This window comes from Cupriavidus sp. USMAA2-4 (assembly GCF_001854305.1).
Taxonomy (GTDB): domain Bacteria; phylum Pseudomonadota; class Gammaproteobacteria; order Burkholderiales; family Burkholderiaceae; genus Cupriavidus; species Cupriavidus malaysiensis.
Genome location: NZ_CP017748.1, coordinates 1305254 through 1322863, shown reverse-complemented (window position 1 = coordinate 1322863; position 17610 = coordinate 1305254). Strand labels below are relative to the sequence as shown.

Here is a 17610-nt window from a genome sequence, read left to right as displayed (position 1 = left end):
CACCGCATCCCGTGTCACGGGCGGGAGGCTGGCCTCAAGTGGAGGTGCGCTCGGCCAGCGGCAGCCGCGACACCAGCAACTGGTCGATCTTGTGGTGGTCGATGTCCACCACCTCCAGCCGGTATCCTGCCACTTCGATGGACTCGGATTTCTTGGGAATGCGCTTGAGCGTGTAGATCACCAGCCCGCCCGCGGTGTCGACGTAGTCTTCGCCCGGCAGTGTTTCCACTTCCAGCGCCTTTTTCAGGTCGACCAGCGGCGTCAGGCCGTCGACCAGCCAGGAGTTGTCGTCGCGCCGCACGATCTGCTCGTCCTCGTTGGAGTAGAGGATGTCGCCCATCAGGGCGCCGACGATGTCATCGAGCGTGACCACGCCGACCACCAGCCCGTACTCGTTCATCACCACGGCGAAGCCCTGGTGCATCTCGCGGAAGCGCGTGAGCGCTTCCGACAGGGTCAGGGTGTCGGGGATCACGAGCACGTTCTTGTCGTGATGCTTGCCGATATTGCCCAGCGGCATGGCCTGGTCGGACAGCAGCCGCTGCATGATGTCCTTGGTGTCGATGTAGCCGAGCAGGTCGTCCAGGTCGCGGCCGCACACCGGATACTGCGCGTGCGGCTCGCTGACCAGCTTGCGCCGCACGCTGTCGGTCGACTCGTCCAGTTGCAGGTAAACGACCTCGTCGCGCGGCGTCATGATGGCCGTCACGCTCTTGGAGTCGAGCTCGAACACGTTCTCGATCAGGTGGATCTCGTGCTTGTGCAGCACGCCCGCCTCGGCGCCGGCATCGACCATGGCGGCGATATCCTCGGAGGTGATCTGGTCGACCGGCTTGGTGGGCAGCCCGAACAGCCGCAGCGCGGCGTCGGCGGCCGCGTTGAACACGTAGACCAGCGGACGCAGCACCTTGAGCAGCATCAGCATGGGCTCGATCACCGCCAGTGCACACGTCTCGGGGAAGGTCATGGCGATACGCTTGGGGATCAGGTCGGCGAACTGGATGAACAGCAGCGTCACGATCAGGAAGGAGCCGATATTGGCGCTGCGCTGCGCCATGTCCTGCGCCATATAGGGCGAGAGCGCGGCGAAGACCAGGTCGGACACGTGCTTTTCGCCCAGGATGCCGGCCAGGATGGCCACGCTGTTGACGCCGATCTGCACGATGGTGAAGAAGTTGCCGGGCTCTTCCTTGAGCAGCATGACCTTGGTCGCGCGGCGGTCGCCGCGTTCGGACAGCGTCTGCAGCTTGGTGCGGCGCGAGGCCGTCAACGCGATCTCCGAGATCGAGAAGAAGGCGCTGGCCAGCACGAGGAGGAGCAGGATCAGGGCGAACATGGAGAGGGGCGCCGTATTGGCTCGTGTCGATGATGGTGCACGCCTCGCGTGGCTGTCAATTCTCGGCGCCGGCGGCCGCCGGCTCGAACACCACGGCGGGTGCCTCCAGCCGCTGCGGCAGCGCTTGCGCGGTGGCTTGCGCCACCAGGGCGAACTGGGCGCGCATGTCGTCGACCAGGCTGGAGGTGGCACGGTGGCGCGCGCGCAGCGCGTGGATCTCGAAGGGCAGGGCGGGTTCGATCTGGTGCAGTGCAATACGGGCCGGATCGGCGTCGAGCGCGGTGAACTGGTCGAGCAGGGTCAGGCCGAGCCCGGCTTCGACCATGGCCAGCGCCAGCGAGTAGGTCTGTACTTCCAGCGTGGAGCGCGGTTCCAGCCCGTTGCGCGCCAGCGTCTGGCGTACCAGCAGCCCGAGCGAGCTGTTGTCGTCGTAGGCGATGAAAGGCCGCTCGGCGAGCCGCTGCATGGACACGCTGCCGCGCCGCCCGCCGGCGGGCAGCGGCAGGCCGCGCGGCACCGCCAGCAGCATGCGTCCCGATGCCACCGCTGCCGCCGCGAGCGCTTCATGGCGTGGCGGCGAGAAGGCGAAGCCCAGGTCGATCTGGTTGGACAGCAGGCCCTGCACGATCTCGCCGGTATGGTGGGTGAGTACCTGGACCTGGGTGTCGGGGTGGCGCGCGCAGAAGCGCTGCAGCGCCGGCACCAGCAGGGGGCCGGCCAGGCTGGGCGTCGCCGCCACGCGCAGCCGCCCGGCGCCGCTGTGGCGCAGGCTTTCCGAGACGCGCCGCACCCGTTCGATCTCGCCATATAGCCGTTCGACATCGCCGTACAGGGCAGCGGCCTCGGGTGTGGCCTGGAGCCTCCCCTTGACGCGCTCGAACAGGCGGAAGCCGAGCGAAGCCTCGGCGTGCTGCAGCACGCGTGTCACGACTGGCTGGGACACGTGCAGCAGGCGCGCCGCCTCGCTGGCGGTGCCGGTCAGCATGACGGCACGGAAGACTTCGATCTGTCGCAGGCGCATGGTCGGAGGGCGCAAAGGCAGGGGATACGTCGGGACGGGCCAGGGTATAGCCTTCGGACATATTCTGGCACGTATTCGCATTGGGCAAGCCGCACGCGCTCCGCTACGCTGCGCGGATCGCATGACAGGCAGGGCCGTGCCGGGTTCCGGGGCCGGCGTGGCGGCAGGCGGCGGGGTGCCCGGCCGCCGCGCGCCCCGGCGCGCCCGGCATGGCCCTGGCCTGGCATCGTGCGATCCGGATCGTCCCCCCACCAGGAGAGCCTCACCATGATGCTGAACGTACGCCCGATGCGAACCTCCTCCCGCCGGCGCGCCGCGGCCGCCGCGGCCCTGTTCGCGCTGGCATCCGCGGCCGCCGGCGCCGCCGAGGGCGATAGCGACACGCTGCGCAAGATCAAGGACAGCGGCGTGATCACGCTGGGCTACCGCGAGTCTTCCATCCCCTTCTCCTACACCAACGGCAAGGACGTGATGGGTTACTCGCACGAGATCATGCTGCACATCGTCGACAAGGTGAAGGCGCAGCTGAGCCTGCCAGGGCTGCAGGTGAAGCTGATGCCGATCACCTCGCAGAACCGCATCCCGCTGATGATGAACGGCACCATCGACCTGGAGTGCGGCACCACGACCAACAACCTGGAGCGGCAGAAGCAGGTCGCCTTCAGCAACAGCCTGTTCGTCTATGGCCTGCGCATGCTGACGCGCAAGGACTCCGGCATCAAGGACTTCCCCGACCTCGCCGGCCGCAATGTGGTGACCACCGCCGGCACCACCGACGAGCGCCTGCTGGTGAAGATGAACGGCGAGAAGGCCATGAACATGAACCTGATCAGCACCAAGGACCACGGCCAGTCCTTCCTGATCCTGGAAAGCGGGCGCGCCGTCGCTTTCGTGATGGACGAGCCCTTGCTCTACGGCGAACTGACCAAGGCCAAGAACCGCGACGACTGGGTGGTGGTCGGCACGCCGCTGCAGACGGAGAACTATGCCTGCATGCTGCGCAAGGACGATCCGGCCTTCAAGAAGCTGGCCGACGGCGTGATCGCCGACCTGATGACCAGCGGCCGTGCCGAGCTGCTCTACAAGAAGTGGTTCCAGTCGCCGATCCCGCCGCGCGGCCTCAACCTGAACTACCCGCTGTCGGCCGATATGAAGTCGCTCTACGCCCAGCCCAACGACAAGGCTTTCCAGTAGCGCCGCCGCGGCCGCGCCGGGCGGTGCTTGCGCGGCTCGCCGGCTCGCCTGCTGCGGCGTCCGGGTCGCATCCTGCGCGGGCACGTCCTAGAATGGATGCGACCACGCCTGCGCTGGCGCGGCGCCGCATGCATCACTGCGGTGCCGCCCGTTGCGGACGCGGCGCGGCGGGCCTGCCTCGGGCCGAGCCGGACCGATTGCCAGAACGATGGGAGGAGCCATGCGAACGCTTCGAAGGGGCTGGGCCGCTTTCCTGCTCGCGATGACGGCCTCGGTGGCCGGCTTGTTCTGCACGCCGGCCGGGGCGGCCGACCTGCTCGATGCGGTCCGGCAGGCCGGCGCGCTGAAAGTCGGGCTGGAAGGGACCTACCCGCCTTTCAATTTCCGCGGCCCGGATAACCAGCTCGACGGCTTCGACGTCGACGTGGCGAAGGCTGTGGCGGCCAGGCTGGGGGTCAAGGCGGAATTCGTCACCACCGAATGGAGCGGCATCATCGCCGGCCTGCAGGCGGGCAAGTTCGACGTGATCGTCAACCAGGTCGCGATCACGCCGCAGCGGCGCGAGGTGCTCGATTTCTCCACCCCCTACGCCTATTCGGCGGCGCAGCTGATCCAGCGCCAGGACGACAAGCGTGCCTTCCGTTCGCTGGCCGACCTGAAGGGGTTCAAGCTGGGCGTCAGCCTGGGCAGCAACTACAACGAGATGGCCAAGTCGGTGCCGGGCATCGACCTCAAGACCTATCCCGGCGCGCCCGAGTACCTGCGCGACCTGGCCGCGCAGCGCATCGATGCCGCGCTCAACGACCGCTTGATGGTGGGCTACCTGGTCAAGACCGCCAAGCTGCCGTTGCGGCCCGGTGCCGTGCTGCCGGGTGCCAATGCCGAAGTGGCCATTCCGTTCCGCAAGGGCAATCCCGCCTTCGCCAAGGCCATCGACCAGGCGCTGGAGGACCTGCGCCGGGACGGCAGCCTGGCCCGCCTGTCGACCAAGTGGTTCGACGTCGACGTGACACGCCCGGCCCGTTAGCGGCGCCTGCCAACTCACCGGCCCATGCGGGCGTGCCGGCCGGCGCGCCCGTGCGGCCGGCTTTCGCGCTGCCGCCATGCCTGCTCTGAAGCTGGTGCTGGATTCACTGCCCGTGCTGTTGCAGGGCATGCTGCTGACGGTGAAATTCGCCGTGTGGTCGATGGGCTTCGGCCTGCTGGTGGGCCTGCTGGTAGCGCTGATGGGCATCAGCGGCCAGCGCCTGGCGGTGGCCCTGGCGCGCGGCTACGTCAGCATCATGCGCGGCACGCCCCTGTTGGTGCAGATCTTCGTCGTCTACTACGGCCTGCCGGGCATCGGCATCGCGCTGGAACCGACCCCGGCCGGCGTGCTGACGCTGAGCCTGAACGTCGGCGCCTACCTGTCGGAAAGCATGCGCGGTGCCATTGTCGGCGTGGCGCGCGGCCAATGGCTGGCGGCCTACAGCCTCGGCTTCACGCCGCTGCAGGCGCTGCGCTACGTGATCGGCCCGCAGGCCCTGCGGCTGGCGGTGCCGAGCCTGTCCAACAGCCTGATCAGCCTGATCAAGGACACGTCGCTGGTGTCGGTCATCACGGTGACCGAACTGCTGCGCACGGCGCAGGAAGTGATCGCCGCCACCTACCAGCCGCTGCCGCTCTACCTGGCAGTGGCCGCCATCTACTGGGTGCTCAGCACGCTGCTGGCCGGGCTGCAGCACATGCTCGAGCGCCGGCTTGCGCTGCCGGGGCGGCATTGAGGCACTGCGCGGTGGTACGGCGCAGTGGTACGGCGTGAAAAGGGGGGGGCGCCAATGAAAAAAGCCGGCCCGCAGAGGGCCGGCCTGTGCCGGTCGCCGAGGCTCGAGCCTAGACCCGGGCTTCGCCGATACGCTTGGCGATGTGGTCGAGCGCTTCTTCCACCTGGTCGACCAGGATCAGGCACAGGTCGCCCGGCTGCAGGCGTGCCAGGCCGGTGTCGATCGCCACGAACTCGCCGCGGATCTCTTCCACGTGGCTGGCGCGCTGGGCGCCTTCCAGGCCTTCGCGCAGCAGGGCCAGCACTTCGCCATCCTCGCGGCCGCGCTGGCACTGGTCCTGGTAGAGGATGACGTCGTCGAACACGCCGCCGAGGATCTGCGTCTGGCGGCGGATGTCTTCGTCGCGGCGGTCGCCGGCGCCGCTGATCACCACCACGCGGCGCTTGCCGGGCATGCTCTGCACCGCGGTGCTGAGCGCCTGGATGGCATCCGGGTTGTGGCCATAGTCGGCGATCAGCGTGGCACCCTTGTAGTCGAACACATTGAAGCGTCCGGGGGCCGTCTGCGCGTCGCTGTCGAAGTGCATCAGGCCCTGGCGCACCACGTTCCAGTCGACGCCGAGCGCCCACGCCGCGGCGACCGAAGCCATCGCGTTCTCGACCTGGAAGCCGATACTGCCGCCACGCGTGAGCGGCATGTCGGAGAAGGCGATGCGGACTTCCTTGTCCCCTTCGGCCGCCACGATCTCCTGTCCGTCGACGAAGACCACGCGCTTGCCCTGGGCGCGGTGGGTGGCCATCGCGGGTTCCTGCGGATCGCGTGCGAAGAAGGTGACGCTGCCCGGGCAGGCGTCGGCCATGCGCGCGACCATCGGGTCGGCGGCATTGAGCACGGCCATGCCGTGCGGCGCCACGTTCTGCACGATCACGCTCTTGAGCACGGCGAGGTCTTCCACCGTGCTGATATAGGACAGGCCCAGGTGATCGCCTTCGCCCACATTGGTCACCACCGCGACGTCGCAGCGGTCGAAGGCCAGGCCTTCACGCAGCAGGCCGCCGCGCGCGGTCTCGAACACGGCCGCGTCGACGTCCGGGTGCAGCAGCACGCTGCGCGCGCTGCGCGGGCCGCTGCAGTCGCCGGTGTCGATGCGCTCGCCCTGGATGTAGACACCATCGGTGCCGGTCATGCCCATGCGCAGGCCGCTGGTGGCCAGGATATGGGTGATCAGGCGCACCGTGGTGGTCTTGCCGTTGGTGCCTGACACCGCCACCACCGGGATGCGGCCATCGTCGCCGTCGGTGAACATGGTCGAGACGATGGCCTCGCCGACCGCGCGGCCCTTGCCGTACGAAGGCTGCAGGTGCATGCGCAGTCCCGGCGCGGCATTGACTTCGACGATGCCGCCGGCCTGCTCCTCGAAGGGTTTCAGCACGGTCTCGCAGACCGCGTCGACGCCGCAGATATCGAGGCCCACCATCTGCGCGGCGGCCACTGCGCGCGCGGCGATGTCCGGGTGCACGTCGTCCGTCACGTCGGTGGCGCTGCCGCCGGTCGACAGGTTGGCATTGTTGCGCAGGACCACGCGCGTGCCCTTGGCGGGTACCGAGTCGGCGCTCAGGTTCTGCTTGGCCAGGGTGGCCAGCGCGATGTCGTCGAAGCGGATCTTGGTCAGCGAGGTGGCGTGGCCCTCGCCGCGGCGCGGGTCGCGGTTCACTTCCTCGACCAGCTGGCGCACGGTGTGCACGCCATCGCCGGTGACCTGGGGCGGGTCGCGCCGCGCCGCCGCCACCAGGTGCTTGCCGACCACCAGCAGGCGGAAGTCATGGCCCGGGATATAGCGCTCGACGATCACGTCGGAGCTGATGTCCTCGGCCACCTTGTAGGCCGCCAGCACTTCCTCGCGGGTGCGGATGCGCACCGCCACGCCCTTGCCCTGGTTGCCATCGCGCGGCTTCACCACCACCGGCGCGTTGATCTCCTGGGCGGCAGCCCAGGCCTCTTCGGCGCTGCGTACCGAGCGGCCGAGCGGCACCGGCACGCCGGCGGCGTGCAGCAGGCGCTTGGTCAGGTCCTTGTCTTGCGCGATCGATTCGGCCACCGCGCTGGTCATGTCGGTCTCGGCGGCCTGGATGCGGCGCTGCTTGCTGCCCCAGCCGAACTGCACCATGCTGCCCTGGGTCAGGCGCCGGTAGGGGATGCCGCGTGCCACCGCCGCATAGACGATGGAGCCGGTGCTGGGGCCCAGGCGCACGTCCTCGTCGAGCTCGCGCAGGCGGTGCAGGGCGTCGTCCAGGTCGAACGGGGTGTCGTCGCGGGCCGCCTTGCACAGGGCCTCGGCCAAGTCGAAGGCCAGGCGGCCGACTTCTTCTTCGCTGTACTGCACCACCACCTGGTAGGTGCCCGGCTCGACCGTGGGCGCGGTGCGGCTGAAGGTGACGGGGCAGCCGGCCGCGGCCTGCAGGCGCAGCGCGGCGACTTCCAGCACGTGCGCCAGCGAGACGATGCCTTCCTCGTCGTCGGGCCGCAGCGGGCCGATGTCCGGGAAACGCGCGCGCAGCCGGTCTTCGAAGCCCGGCAGGTCGGTCAGCATGTGCGATTGGTCGGAGCAGGCCACGATCGCCTCGATCGCGGTATGGCGGCACCACAGGTTGGGGCCGCGCAGGGCCCGGATACGTGAGACTTCCATGAAATCGGTTTCCTCTTGGCAGCGCGTGCGCTCAGGCGCGGCGGGCCGCCTGGCCCATCCATTGGTGGACGTGGTCCACGGTGGCGGCGGTGCTGGCCTCGTCGCACTGCAGGACCAGCAGGTCGCCCGGCACCAGTTGCGCCAGCGCGGCTTCGATGGCCTCGCGGCGCATCCCCTCGTCGATGATCTTGGTGACGCGGCGGCCTTCGTACAGGCCCTGCTTGAGCAGGGCGCGGGCCTCGCTGTCGGGCTGCGCGCCGGCTACGCTGCGGTCCTCGCACAGGAATACGCGGTCGAAGGCGGCGCCGAGCACCTTGCCCTGCTTGACCAGGTCCTGCTCACGGCGCGGCGCGCCGGCGCCGTAGACCACCATGCGGCGCTCGGCCGGGAAGCGGTCGAGCGCGGCGACCAGCGCTTCCAGCGCGGGCGCATTGTGCGCGTCGTCGATCACCACGGTGGTGCCGTTGCGCTCGAACAGGGTGAAGCGGCCCGGCACGTCGACCTGGCCGACGTCGAAGGTCACCACGCCGGCGCGGATCAGGTCGTGCGAGATGCCCAGCGCCCAACCGGTGGCCACGGCCGCCAGCACGTTCTCGATCTGGAACGAGACGCGGCCGGCGTAGGTCAGCGGGATGGCCGAGACATCGGCCAGCGGCGCCTCCGCGGCGCCGGTGGCGAGCACCACCTTGCCGTCGCGCACGAACACCGAGCGCTTGCCGGCGGCACGGTGGGCAGCCAGGGCGGGCAGGTCGGGCGAGAGGCCGAAGAAGATCACCTCGCCGTCGCACAGCTCGGCCATTTCCACCACCATCGGGTCGCGCGCGTTGAGCACGGCGGCGCCCTCGGGCAGCACCACGTCGATCTGGGTGCGCAGTACGTTGTACATGCGGTCCGGCTCTTCGATGTAGTACTGGCCCAGGTGGTCGGGCTCGTCGATGTTGGTGACCACGCCGACCTGGCAGCGGTCGTAGGCCAGGCCTTCGGAGAGGATGGTGCCGCTGTCGTTCTCGAACACCGCGGCCTCGACGGCGCGGTTCATCAGGATGCGGTGCGCGGCGTCCCAGTTGGCGCGGTCGCCGCCTTCCACCTGGCGGCGGTCGAGGAACAGACCGTCGCTGCAGGCCAGGCCGGTGTGCTTGCCGGCCAGTTGCAGCAGCCGCGCCACCAGCTTGGCGACGATGGTCTTGCCGTTGGTGCCGGTGATGCCGACCAGCGGGATGCGGCCGTTGTCGCCGCCGGGCTGGCCGGCGCCCTTGAACAGGTGCTCGACGATGGCGCGGCCGACCGGGCGCGGCTGGCCGTCGGCCGGCTTGATGTGCATCAGCAGGCCGGGGCCGGCATTGACTTCGACCACCGCGCCGCCTTGTTCGGCCAGGGGGCGGCTGATGTCGGTCGCGACCAGGTCGACGCCGGCGATGTCCAGGCCGACGATGCGGGCGGCCAGCGAGGCGTGGCGCGCCACGCTGGGGTGGACGCGGTCGGTCACGTCGAAGGCGACGTTGCCGTTGCGCTGGACCAGCACGGTCTTGCCTTCCGGTGGCACCGAGCTGCCTTCCAGGCCCTGGCGCTTGAGCTCCAGGCGGGCTGCGGAGTCGAGCCGCACGCGGTTCAGCGGGTGGTCCTCGGTGCTGCCGCGGCGCGGGTCGGAATTGATCTGCAGTTCGATCAGTTCCTCCACGGTGGACTTGCCGTCGCCGACCACGCTGGCGGTCTCGCCCATGGCCGCCGCGACCAGGCGACCGCCGACCACCAGCAGGCGGTGCTCGTTGCCGGGCACGAAACGCTCGACAATGACCCCGTTGCCTTCGTCGATGGCGACCGCGTAGGCGGTCTGCACCTCTTCCTGCGTGGTCAGGTTGGTGAACACGCCGCGCCCGTGGTTGCCGTCGTAGGGCTTGACCACCACCGGCACGCCGATGTCCTGGGCGGCTTTCCAGGCGTCGTCCGCATCGTCGACCATGCGGCCTTCGGGCACCGGCACGCCACAGGATTCGAGCAGGCTCTTGGTCAGGTCCTTGTCGCGCGAGATGCTTTCGCCGATGGCGCTGGTACGGTCGGTCTCCGCCGTCCAGATGCGGCGCTGGCGCGCGCCGTAGCCGAGCTGCACCAGGTTGCCGTCCGACAGGCGTACGGACGGGATGTCGAAATCGTCCGCCGCATCGACGATGCAGGCCGTGCTCGGGCCCAGGCAGTGCTCGTCGACCAGGCTGCGCAGGTGTTCGACCGCTGCCCCGACGTCGTAGGGGCGGTCCTCGATCGCCGCCATCACGAGGTCGCGGGCGGCCTGGAGCGCGGCGCGCGTCACTTCCTCATGCCAGGCGCGCACAATGACCTTGTACACCCCGCGTACCGGGGTCTCCCGGGCCTTGCCGAAGCCACCGGGCATGCCCGCGAGGTTCTGCAACTCGAGCGTGACGTGTTCGAGGATGTGTCCGGGCCAGGTGCCTTCCTTCAGGCGCTGCAGGAAGCCGCCGCGCTCGCCGATGCTGCAGCGGTGCTCGACCAGCGACGGCAGCCAGCTGGAGAGTCGTTCGTAGAAGCCCGGAATCGTGTTGGAGGGGTAGTCCTCCAGTTCCCCGATATCGACCCACGCCTCCAGCACGGGCCGATATGTCCACATATTCGGGCCGCGCAGCGACATGACATCGACGATCTCAATGTCCTTCTTTTTCATTGATTTAGCTTGAGGCAGTGCTTGAGGCAGTGGGCGAGCGCCCGAGAATTTGAGGCGTAACCTTTCAATAACGTTACGGCGTGTCGCGGGTTGACCAAGGGAGAGAAAAAGTGTTTGTGCTATGCATCAAAAAACGCTGATGCGCGTGCCTTATGTATACTTGCGGGCGAAATTGCGGACCGCTAGTACGATTCCGCGCTAAATTGTTTCAAGTTATATCCGCATCCGGCGGAAATAACACGCCGCATCCACATGACCCAGCCAGCCTTGCCCGACCCGCAACAACCTGCCGACGATCCCTGGCGCGCCGAACTCGGCGCTTCCCTGCTGCCTGGCGAGGTGCTTGCAGCCGGGGTGGTGCTCGACCTGGATGCGAGGCTGCATTTTACTAAAGGGTGGGCGGTTGTGACGGATCGTCGTTTGCTGGCGCGCGCGCCGGGGCAGACGGCGGTCCAGGCCTGGCGCATCGAACCCGGCATGCGGCTGGTGCACAGCGACCATGCCGGCGTGGGGATGCTGGAGTTGCAGCAGGGCCAGGCGCGCCTGGCCAGCTGGCGCTATACGCTGGGATACAACCCGGCCGCCCTGCGCCTGGTCGACCAGTTCGACGCGGTGCTGGACGCTCCGGGCGGCGCCGCGGCCGGGGAGGAGGGCGAGGAAGAAGGCGAGGCCTGTCCTTCCTGCAGGGCGCCGCTGCCGCCCGGGGCGGAATCCTGCCCGCAGTGCAGCCGCGAGCTGGAGGCGCCGCCCTCCACCTGGGCACTGCTGCGGCTGTGGCGCTTCGCCCGGCCGTACCGCTTCGAACTGCTGACCGGCTTCGTGCTGACACTGTTGTCCACCGGCGCCACCCTGGTACCGCCTTACCTGACCATGCCGTTGATGGACAAGGTGCTGATTCCCTACCAGAACGGCCAGCCGATCGACTACGGCCTGGTGCGGCTGTACCTGGGCGGCCTGCTCGGTGCCGCGCTGGTGGCATGGAGCCTGGGCTGGGCGCGGACCTACCTGCTGGCGCGCGTATCCGAGCGTATCGGCGCCGATCTGCGCACCACCACCTATGAACACCTGCTGCGCCTGTCGCTCGAGTACTTCGGCGGCAAGCGCACCGGCGACCTGATGGCACGCATCGGCTCGGAAAGCGACCGCATCTGCGTCTTTCTTTCGCTGCATCTGCTGGACTTTGCCACCGACGTGCTGATGATCGTGATGACGGCGGTCATCCTGATCTCGATCAATCCCTGGCTGGCGCTGGTGACGCTGGTGCCGCTGCCCTTCATCGCCTGGATGATCCACCTGGTGCGCGACCGCCTGCGCCACGGTTTCGAGAAGATCGACCGCATCTGGTCGGAGATCACCAACGTGCTCGCCGACACCATTCCGGGCATTCGCGTGGTCAAGGCCTTCGCGCAGGAGAAACGCGAGGTGGAGCGCTTCCGCGAGGCCAACAAGCACAACCTGGCAATCAATGACCGCGTCAACGCGGTGTGGTCGCTGTTCACGCCGACCGTCACCTTGCTGACCGAGGTGGGCCTGCTGGTGGTGTGGATCTTCGGTATCTGGCAGGTGTCGCAGAACGCCATCACGGTGGGGGTGCTGGTGGCCTTCCTCACCTACATCAGCCGCTTCTACACGCGCCTGGATTCGATGAGCCGCATCGTCTCGGTGACGCAGAAGGCGGCCGCCGGCGCCAAGCGCATCTTCGACATCCTCGACCATGTGTCGAGCGTGCCCGAGCCGGCGCGCCCGACCCACCTGGAGCAGGTCAGGGGCGCCATCGAACTGCGCGACCTGGGTTTCCGCTACGGTAATCGCGCGGTGATCCGCGGCCTCGACCTGTCGATCGCCCCCGGCGAGATGATCGGGCTGGTCGGTCACAGCGGTTCCGGCAAGAGTACGCTGGTCAACCTGATCTGCCGCTTCTACGACGTTTCGGAGGGCGGGATCCGCGTCGATGGCGTCGACATCCGCTCGCTGCCGGTGTCGGAGTACCGCCGCAATATCGGCCTGGTGCTGCAGGAGCCCTTCCTGTTCTTCGGCACGATCGCCGACAACATCGCCTACGGCAAGCCCGGCGCCACGCGCGAGGAGATCATCGCTGCCGCCCGCGCGGCCCACGCCCATGAGTTCATCCTGCGCCTGCCGCACGGCTACGACTCGCTGGTCGGCGAGCGCGGCCAGGCGCTGTCGGGCGGCGAGCGCCAGCGTATCTCGATCGCCCGGGCCCTGTTGATCGACCCACGCATCCTGATCCTCGACGAAGCCACTTCGTCGGTCGATACCGCGACTGAGAAAGAAATCCAGAAGGCCCTGGACAACCTCGTGCAGGGGCGCACCACGATCGCTATCGCGCACCGCTTGTCGACGCTGCGCAAGGCAGACCGGCTGGTGGTGATGGATCGCGGCCAGGTTGTCGAAGTGGGCAACCATGACGAGTTGATGGCGCGTGAAGGCGCCTATTACAAGCTGTACCAGGCGCAGGCGCGCAATGTCGATGTCGAGGATGCATCCCCGGCCGACGAAGCAAGCGCTGGCGCCGCTGAACCGCTGAGCGCGCAATAGCAACAGGAAAGGAAGAGAGCGATGGCAAGCACCGGATTCACGCTCGTGCGCAACCAGCTGGGCCGCCTGGTCATGACGCTGGCCGACGGCACTGTCCACGAAGGTGTGGTGCCCGTGCGGGCATTCCCGATTTCCGCGCCGGACGACGGTGTCGGCGTGATGAGTACCGATGGCCGCGAACTGGCTTGGATTCCACGGCTGGACGCCCTGCCGGCCAATGAGCGGGCGCTGCTGGCGGAAGAACTGGCCAGCCGCGAGTTCATGCCGGAGATCCGCCGCATCGTCTCGGTATCGACGTTCGCCACGCCGAGCGAATGGACGGTGCAGACTGATCGCGGTGCAACCACGCTGACACTGCGCGGCGAAGAAGACATCCGCCGGCTGTCCGGTGCCACGCTGATGATCTCCGACAGCCATGGTATCCACTATCTGATCCGCGACCTGTCCGGACTCGATCGCGGCAGCCGCAAGATCCTCGACCGCTTCCTCTAATGCCGTGCGGGCGGCGCTTTTGCCGCCGCCGCGTCCGGTCCATCGCTCCGGCGCGCCGATGTGCTGCGTGCGCCGCCCCTTTTACTACCGCCTGCTCGCACTGTCCGCTTGCGCGGCTGCCGGCGCGTCCCGCGCTTCCGGCCCGTGGCGCGGAAACATACGCCGACGCACTATCAGCGCCTAAACTGGTTGAGGCGAAGCGCAGTACGCGGAACGCGGCGGCGGGCGGATTCCCGGGAAATGGGCAAGGGCAGGCGACGCCCAGGCGCACATCCCAATGCCGGCGCCTGCTCTGGCGGCGGAAGTTGCCGCGTGCCGGGCTGTCTAGGCAGCACCAACCATTTGATGCAAGGAGATCGCAATGAAGAAGACCAAGGCGTTGCTGAGCTTGCTGCTGGCGGTCGGTGTCCTCGGGCCCGGCACAGGCCTGGCCCAGCCGTCCGGGCATCACAAGGCCATGAAGCAGGAGGCCATGCCGGCCGGCGGCGGTGCGGGTCCCTTCAACTACATGCCGGGGCAGTGGAAGGCGGGCGATCGCCTGCCGGCCGAGTACCGCGACCGTCAGTACGCGATCGACGATTATCGCGAATACCAGTTGCCCGCGCCCAAGCGCGGACATCATTGGGTCGGCGTCGGCTCGGAATTCTTCCTGGTCAACGGTAATGGGGTGATTGCGCAGGTCGGGCCCTGAGCACAGTCCGGGAATACCTGTAAAAAAGCCCGCCTTTCGGCGGGCTTTTTTTGAGCGATGGCATTATCGGGAAAATCACCGCCATTCAGCGGGTGGCTCGGATGGCCAGGCCATTCGATTTCGCTTTCGGTTCGGCGTTTACCGGATATTGCCTGGAAACTGGTGGAGCCGGCGGGAATCGAACCCGCGTCCGCAAGCCCTCCACAGAGAGTTCTACATACTTAGTTCTGTCATTTGATTTAACCGCCGCATCGCGGACGAACACGCTCTACGACGGCGAGTCACTTGGTTTTCGTCCCCGGAGTCGTGACCCTTCCGGGGCTTATCTGACGTAAATGACCTCGCGTGGTCTTGCGACCCTAGCCCGTCAGCGAGCCAGTGCGAGGACGGCCGCAATTAAGCGGCCAGTGCGTAACGTTCGTCGTTAGCAGTTATTACATTCCCATTGATTAACGAGGTGACGGGTCCTCGGTATGCCCTCCACTGCTTCGCAACCCACGTCGAAACCAGGTCGGCCCCAGTGTGAAGAAGAGAGATTGTACCGCGTTGGACGCCCGCTGTGTCAGGGAGTTCCGCCGGGCCTTGCCATGCCGGCCCGGGCGAGCAGCGGCAGCAGTTCCTCGGGGTGCCGGATCAGGTAGTCGGCGCCCCATGCTTCCGGCGGGTCTTCTTCACCGCAGTAGCCATAGGCGGCGGCGACGGTGACCATGCCGGCCGCCTTGCCGGCCTGGATGTCGCGCAGGTCGTCGCCGACGTAGGCGCAGCGTGCCGGCGCGACGCGGCTCAGTTCGGCGGCGAGCAGCAGCGGGGCAGGGTGGGGCTTGGCGTGGGCCGTGGTGTCGCCGCTGACCACGGCGGCCGCGCGCGGCGTCAGGCCGATGGCTTCCACCAGCGGGCGGGTGAAGCGGGTCTGCTTGTTGGTGACGATGCCCCATGGGATGCCGGCGGCCTCGAGCGCGCGCAGCACCGCTTCCATGCCATCAAACAACTGCGTGCGCGCGGCGATGTCGGCCTCGTAGTAGTCGAGGAAGGCATCGCGCAGGGCCGGGAACTCCGGATCGTCCGGCGTCTTGCCGAAGGCCGCGCCGATCAGGCCGCGCGCACCGTGCGAGGCGACCGGGCGCAGTCTTTCGTAGGCCACCGGCGCGCGGCCGTGCTCGACGGCGAGCCGGTTGGCCGCGGCCGCGAGATCGGGCGCGGTGTCGGCCAGCGTGCCGTCGAGGTCGAAGAAGACGGCCTGCAGTTCCGTGATCATGCGGCCTCCCGGCGGAAGGCCATCATGTAGTTGACGTCGGTGTCGCGGCCCAGTTCGTAGGTCTGCGACAGCGGGTGGTAGCTGAGGCCGCGCATCTCCAGCAGGTCGAGCCCCGCCTGGCGGGCGAAGCGCGCCAGTTCGGCCGGCTTGATGAACTTGTCGTAATCGTGCGTGCCCTGCGGGATCATCTTCAGCACGTACTCGGCGCCGACCACGGCAAACAGATAGGCTTTCAGGTTGCGGTTGATGGTCGAGAAGAAGGCGTAGCCGCCAGGGCGGACCAGCGCGGCGCAGGCGCGCACGATGGAGGCCGGGTCCGGCACGTGCTCCAGCATCTCCATGCAGGTCACCACGTCGAAAGCGGCAGGCGTGCGTGCCGCCAGGGCTTCGACCGCGATCTCCTCGTAGTCGACGCGGACACCGGATTCCAGGCTGTGCAGGTCGGCCACGCGCAGTGCCTTGCGGGCGAGGTCGATGCCGCGCACCTGGGCGCCGAGCCTGGCCATGCTTTCGGACAGGATGCCGCCGCCGCAGCCTACGTCCAGGACCTGCTTGCCGGCGAGGGGGGCGATGCCATCGATCCAGCCGAGCCGCAGCGGATTGATTTCATGCAGGGGTTTGAATTCGCTGTTCGGATCCCACCAGCGATGCGCCAGCTCGCTGAATTTGTCGATCTCCTTCGGGTCGGCATTGGTGGCGGGCTCTGGCGTGGCGGTGGTGTCGTGGGAGGAGGAAGGGCTGGACATCGGGGAACTGGGGCGCGGCCAGCGGCGGCGCCGGGAGGGAGTCAGGTCTGGGGCAACTGTACCAAAAAAAAAGCCCAGCTTGCGCTGGGCTTCTTCTCATCGGGAGAGATTCCGATTAGCGGGCGCTGCGAGTGCCGACCACTTCCACTTCCACGCGGCGGTTCGGCTGCTGGCAGGCGATCTGGGCCTTGCGGTTGCCCTTGCAGGACTTCGGATCGACCTTCAGCTGGCGCTTGCCCTTGCCTTCGGTGTAGACGCGGTTGGCTTCCACGCCCTTGCTCACCAGGTAGGCCTTGACGGCTTCGGCGCGGCGGATCGACAGGCGATCGTTGTACTTGTCCGAACCGAACGAGTCGGTGTGGCCAACGGCGATGATCACTTCCAGGGTGATACCCGACAGCTTGGAGGTCAGGTCGTCCAGCTTGGCCTTGCCTTCGGGCTTCAGGACAGCCTTGTCGAAGTCGAACAGGGTGTCAGCAGCGAAGGTGACCTTCTCGCTCGAAACGACCGGCGGGGCGACCGGCGGTTGCGGCTGTGCCACGGGGGCGGTTGCCGGAGCCAGCGCGCCGTCGCACTGCGCATTTGCGGTGGCGGGGGTCCAGGAGCTGTCGCGCCAGCAGAGCTCGTTCGTGCCGTTCTTCCACACGTACTCGCTCGTACCGTTGCCCCAGTTATCGTTCACTGCCTTCTTTTCATAGGGCACGGACTGGGCTTGAGCGGATGCAGCCATTACTGCGGTAGCTGCAACGAGCGCGAGCTTGGCAAATTTTTTCATATTTCTCCTCTCAGGATGAGATCACCGCAGGGTTACTGCGAGCAAATGGACGAAAACAAGTCATACATTCTTCGGAGTATAACATTCTCGATGTGGCGGATGCTCCACTTCGAACAATGTCTGGCTCTTCGCTGGGGAATTGTGCCACAAGGCTCGTTTCCTAAGAAGTAAATATATTCGATTCAATCCGGCGCTTTTGGGCCTGTGGTGTTTGTGCAACATGCACCTTGTGGTGCCCGCAAAGCCTTGTGCCATCAGGGTTGCAGCCGGTCGGGAGGGGATTGTCGGGGGTCGCGAAGCGCCGTTCCCGAGGGGGCTGCAGGTGGTGCCGGGGCCGCCGGGAAGGGGTGGCTGGCATGCTAGAATGGCATGTTGGCCGCCTGTCATGGGGCCGCCCCCGGGAAGGTCATTTCGGGGG

Annotated in this window: 13 protein-coding genes and 1 other RNA gene; 6 read left to right on the top strand and 8 right to left on the bottom strand. The window is 67.5% G+C overall.

The annotated features are described in order from the left end of the window. Positions 1–34: 34 nt before the first annotated feature. Both BKK79_RS05890 and BKK79_RS05885 read right to left on the bottom strand, forming a co-directional pair. Positions 35–1336, bottom strand: a complete 1302-nt coding sequence (locus tag BKK79_RS05890; protein WP_071037311.1) for a hemolysin family protein — start codon at positions 1334–1336, stop codon at positions 35–37. A gap of 55 nt (positions 1337–1391) precedes the next feature. Beyond that, positions 1392–2357, bottom strand: coding sequence for a LysR family transcriptional regulator (locus BKK79_RS05885; RefSeq protein WP_071011611.1), 966 nt, complete (start codon positions 2355–2357; stop codon positions 1392–1394). A gap of 267 nt (positions 2358–2624) precedes the next feature. Here BKK79_RS05885 and BKK79_RS05880 point away from each other — a divergent pair, with 267 nt between their 5' ends. The 3 genes from BKK79_RS05880 to BKK79_RS05870 all read left to right on the top strand — a co-directional run bounded on the left by BKK79_RS05880 (position 2625) and on the right by BKK79_RS05870 (position 5314). Further along, positions 2625–3551 (top strand): glutamate/aspartate ABC transporter substrate-binding protein, encoded by a 927-nt coding sequence (locus BKK79_RS05880; protein WP_442873243.1) that lies wholly within the window; start codon positions 2625–2627, stop codon positions 3549–3551. A gap of 220 nt (positions 3552–3771) precedes the next feature. Continuing rightward, positions 3772–4578: a transporter substrate-binding domain-containing protein gene (locus BKK79_RS05875; protein ID WP_071037310.1), complete on the top strand. Its 807-nt coding sequence runs from the start codon at positions 3772–3774 to the stop codon at positions 4576–4578. Between the two features lie 76 nt (positions 4579–4654). Beyond that, positions 4655–5314: an amino acid ABC transporter permease gene (locus tag BKK79_RS05870; protein WP_071011615.1), complete on the top strand. Its 660-nt coding sequence runs from the start codon at positions 4655–4657 to the stop codon at positions 5312–5314. Positions 5315–5423: 109 nt separating this feature from the next. Here the strand turns inward: BKK79_RS05870 and cphA (BKK79_RS05865) are convergent, their stop codons facing one another. Further along, on the bottom strand, positions 5424–8000 hold the full coding sequence (cphA, locus tag BKK79_RS05865; RefSeq protein WP_071011616.1) for a cyanophycin synthetase: 2577 nt from the start codon (positions 7998–8000) through the stop codon (positions 5424–5426). Positions 8001–8031: 31 nt separating this feature from the next. After that, a complete protein-coding gene (gene cphA, locus BKK79_RS05860) occupies positions 8032–10674 on the bottom strand; it encodes a cyanophycin synthetase (RefSeq protein ID WP_071037309.1) in 2643 nt (880 codons plus the stop codon). A gap of 252 nt (positions 10675–10926) precedes the next feature. Between cphA (BKK79_RS05860) and BKK79_RS05855 the strand changes: the two genes are divergently transcribed. The 3 genes from BKK79_RS05855 (at position 10927) to BKK79_RS05845 (ending at position 14416) form a co-directional block, all read left to right on the top strand. Then, positions 10927–13233 carry a cyanophycin metabolism-associated ABC transporter gene (locus BKK79_RS05855; RefSeq protein WP_071037308.1) on the top strand — a complete coding sequence of 769 codons (2307 nt, stop codon included), beginning with the start codon at positions 10927–10929 and terminating at the stop codon, positions 13231–13233. A gap of 21 nt (positions 13234–13254) precedes the next feature. Continuing rightward, complete coding sequence (locus BKK79_RS05850; protein WP_071037307.1) at positions 13255–13725, top strand: cyanophycin metabolism-associated DUF1854 family protein; 471 nt, start codon at positions 13255–13257, stop codon at positions 13723–13725. A gap of 361 nt (positions 13726–14086) precedes the next feature. Beyond that, positions 14087–14416, top strand: coding sequence for an RcnB family protein (locus tag BKK79_RS05845; protein ID WP_071011623.1), 330 nt, complete (start codon positions 14087–14089; stop codon positions 14414–14416). A gap of 160 nt (positions 14417–14576) precedes the next feature. Here BKK79_RS05845 and ssrA read toward each other — a convergent pair. The 4 genes from ssrA to ompA form a co-directional block, all read right to left on the bottom strand. Continuing rightward, positions 14577–14935, bottom strand: a transfer-messenger RNA (tmRNA) gene (gene ssrA / locus BKK79_RS05840). A gap of 43 nt (positions 14936–14978) precedes the next feature. Then, positions 14979–15671 carry a phosphoglycolate phosphatase gene (gene gph, locus BKK79_RS05835; protein ID WP_071037306.1) on the bottom strand — a complete coding sequence of 231 codons (693 nt, stop codon included), beginning with the start codon at positions 15669–15671 and terminating at the stop codon, positions 14979–14981. After that, complete coding sequence (gene ubiG, locus BKK79_RS05830; RefSeq protein ID WP_071037305.1) at positions 15668–16417, bottom strand: bifunctional 2-polyprenyl-6-hydroxyphenol methylase/3-demethylubiquinol 3-O-methyltransferase UbiG; 750 nt, start codon at positions 16415–16417, stop codon at positions 15668–15670. The genes gph and ubiG overlap by 4 nt, the downstream gene beginning before the upstream one ends. 115 nt (positions 16418–16532) lie before the next feature. Next, the gene (gene ompA / locus BKK79_RS05825; RefSeq protein ID WP_071011628.1) at positions 16533–17192 is read right to left on the bottom strand and encodes an outer membrane protein OmpA; all 660 of its coding nucleotides are present in this window, start codon (positions 17190–17192) and stop codon (positions 16533–16535) included. Positions 17193–17610 lie beyond the last annotated feature (418 nt).

Coding starts and splice junctions, on each gene's coding strand:
- BKK79_RS05890 (WP_071037311.1), bottom strand. CDS start 1,336: ATGTTCGCCCTGATCCTGCTCCTCCTCGTGCTGGCCAGCGCCTTCTTC.
- BKK79_RS05885 (WP_071011611.1), bottom strand. CDS start 2,357: ATGCGCCTGCGACAGATCGAAGTCTTCCGTGCCGTCATGCTGACCGGC.
- BKK79_RS05880 (WP_442873243.1), top strand. CDS start 2,625: ATGATGCTGAACGTACGCCCGATGCGAACCTCCTCCCGCCGGCGCGCC.
- BKK79_RS05875 (WP_071037310.1), top strand. CDS start 3,772: ATGCGAACGCTTCGAAGGGGCTGGGCCGCTTTCCTGCTCGCGATGACG.
- BKK79_RS05870 (WP_071011615.1), top strand. CDS start 4,655: ATGCCTGCTCTGAAGCTGGTGCTGGATTCACTGCCCGTGCTGTTGCAG.
- cphA (WP_071011616.1), bottom strand. CDS start 8,000: ATGGAAGTCTCACGTATCCGGGCCCTGCGCGGCCCCAACCTGTGGTGC.
- cphA (WP_071037309.1), bottom strand. CDS start 10,674: ATGAAAAAGAAGGACATTGAGATCGTCGATGTCATGTCGCTGCGCGGC.
- BKK79_RS05855 (WP_071037308.1), top strand. CDS start 10,927: ATGACCCAGCCAGCCTTGCCCGACCCGCAACAACCTGCCGACGATCCC.
- BKK79_RS05850 (WP_071037307.1), top strand. CDS start 13,255: ATGGCAAGCACCGGATTCACGCTCGTGCGCAACCAGCTGGGCCGCCTG.
- BKK79_RS05845 (WP_071011623.1), top strand. CDS start 14,087: ATGAAGAAGACCAAGGCGTTGCTGAGCTTGCTGCTGGCGGTCGGTGTC.
- gph (WP_071037306.1), bottom strand. CDS start 15,671: ATGATCACGGAACTGCAGGCCGTCTTCTTCGACCTCGACGGCACGCTG.
- ubiG (WP_071037305.1), bottom strand. CDS start 16,417: ATGTCCAGCCCTTCCTCCTCCCACGACACCACCGCCACGCCAGAGCCC.
- ompA (WP_071011628.1), bottom strand. CDS start 17,192: ATGAAAAAATTTGCCAAGCTCGCGCTCGTTGCAGCTACCGCAGTAATG.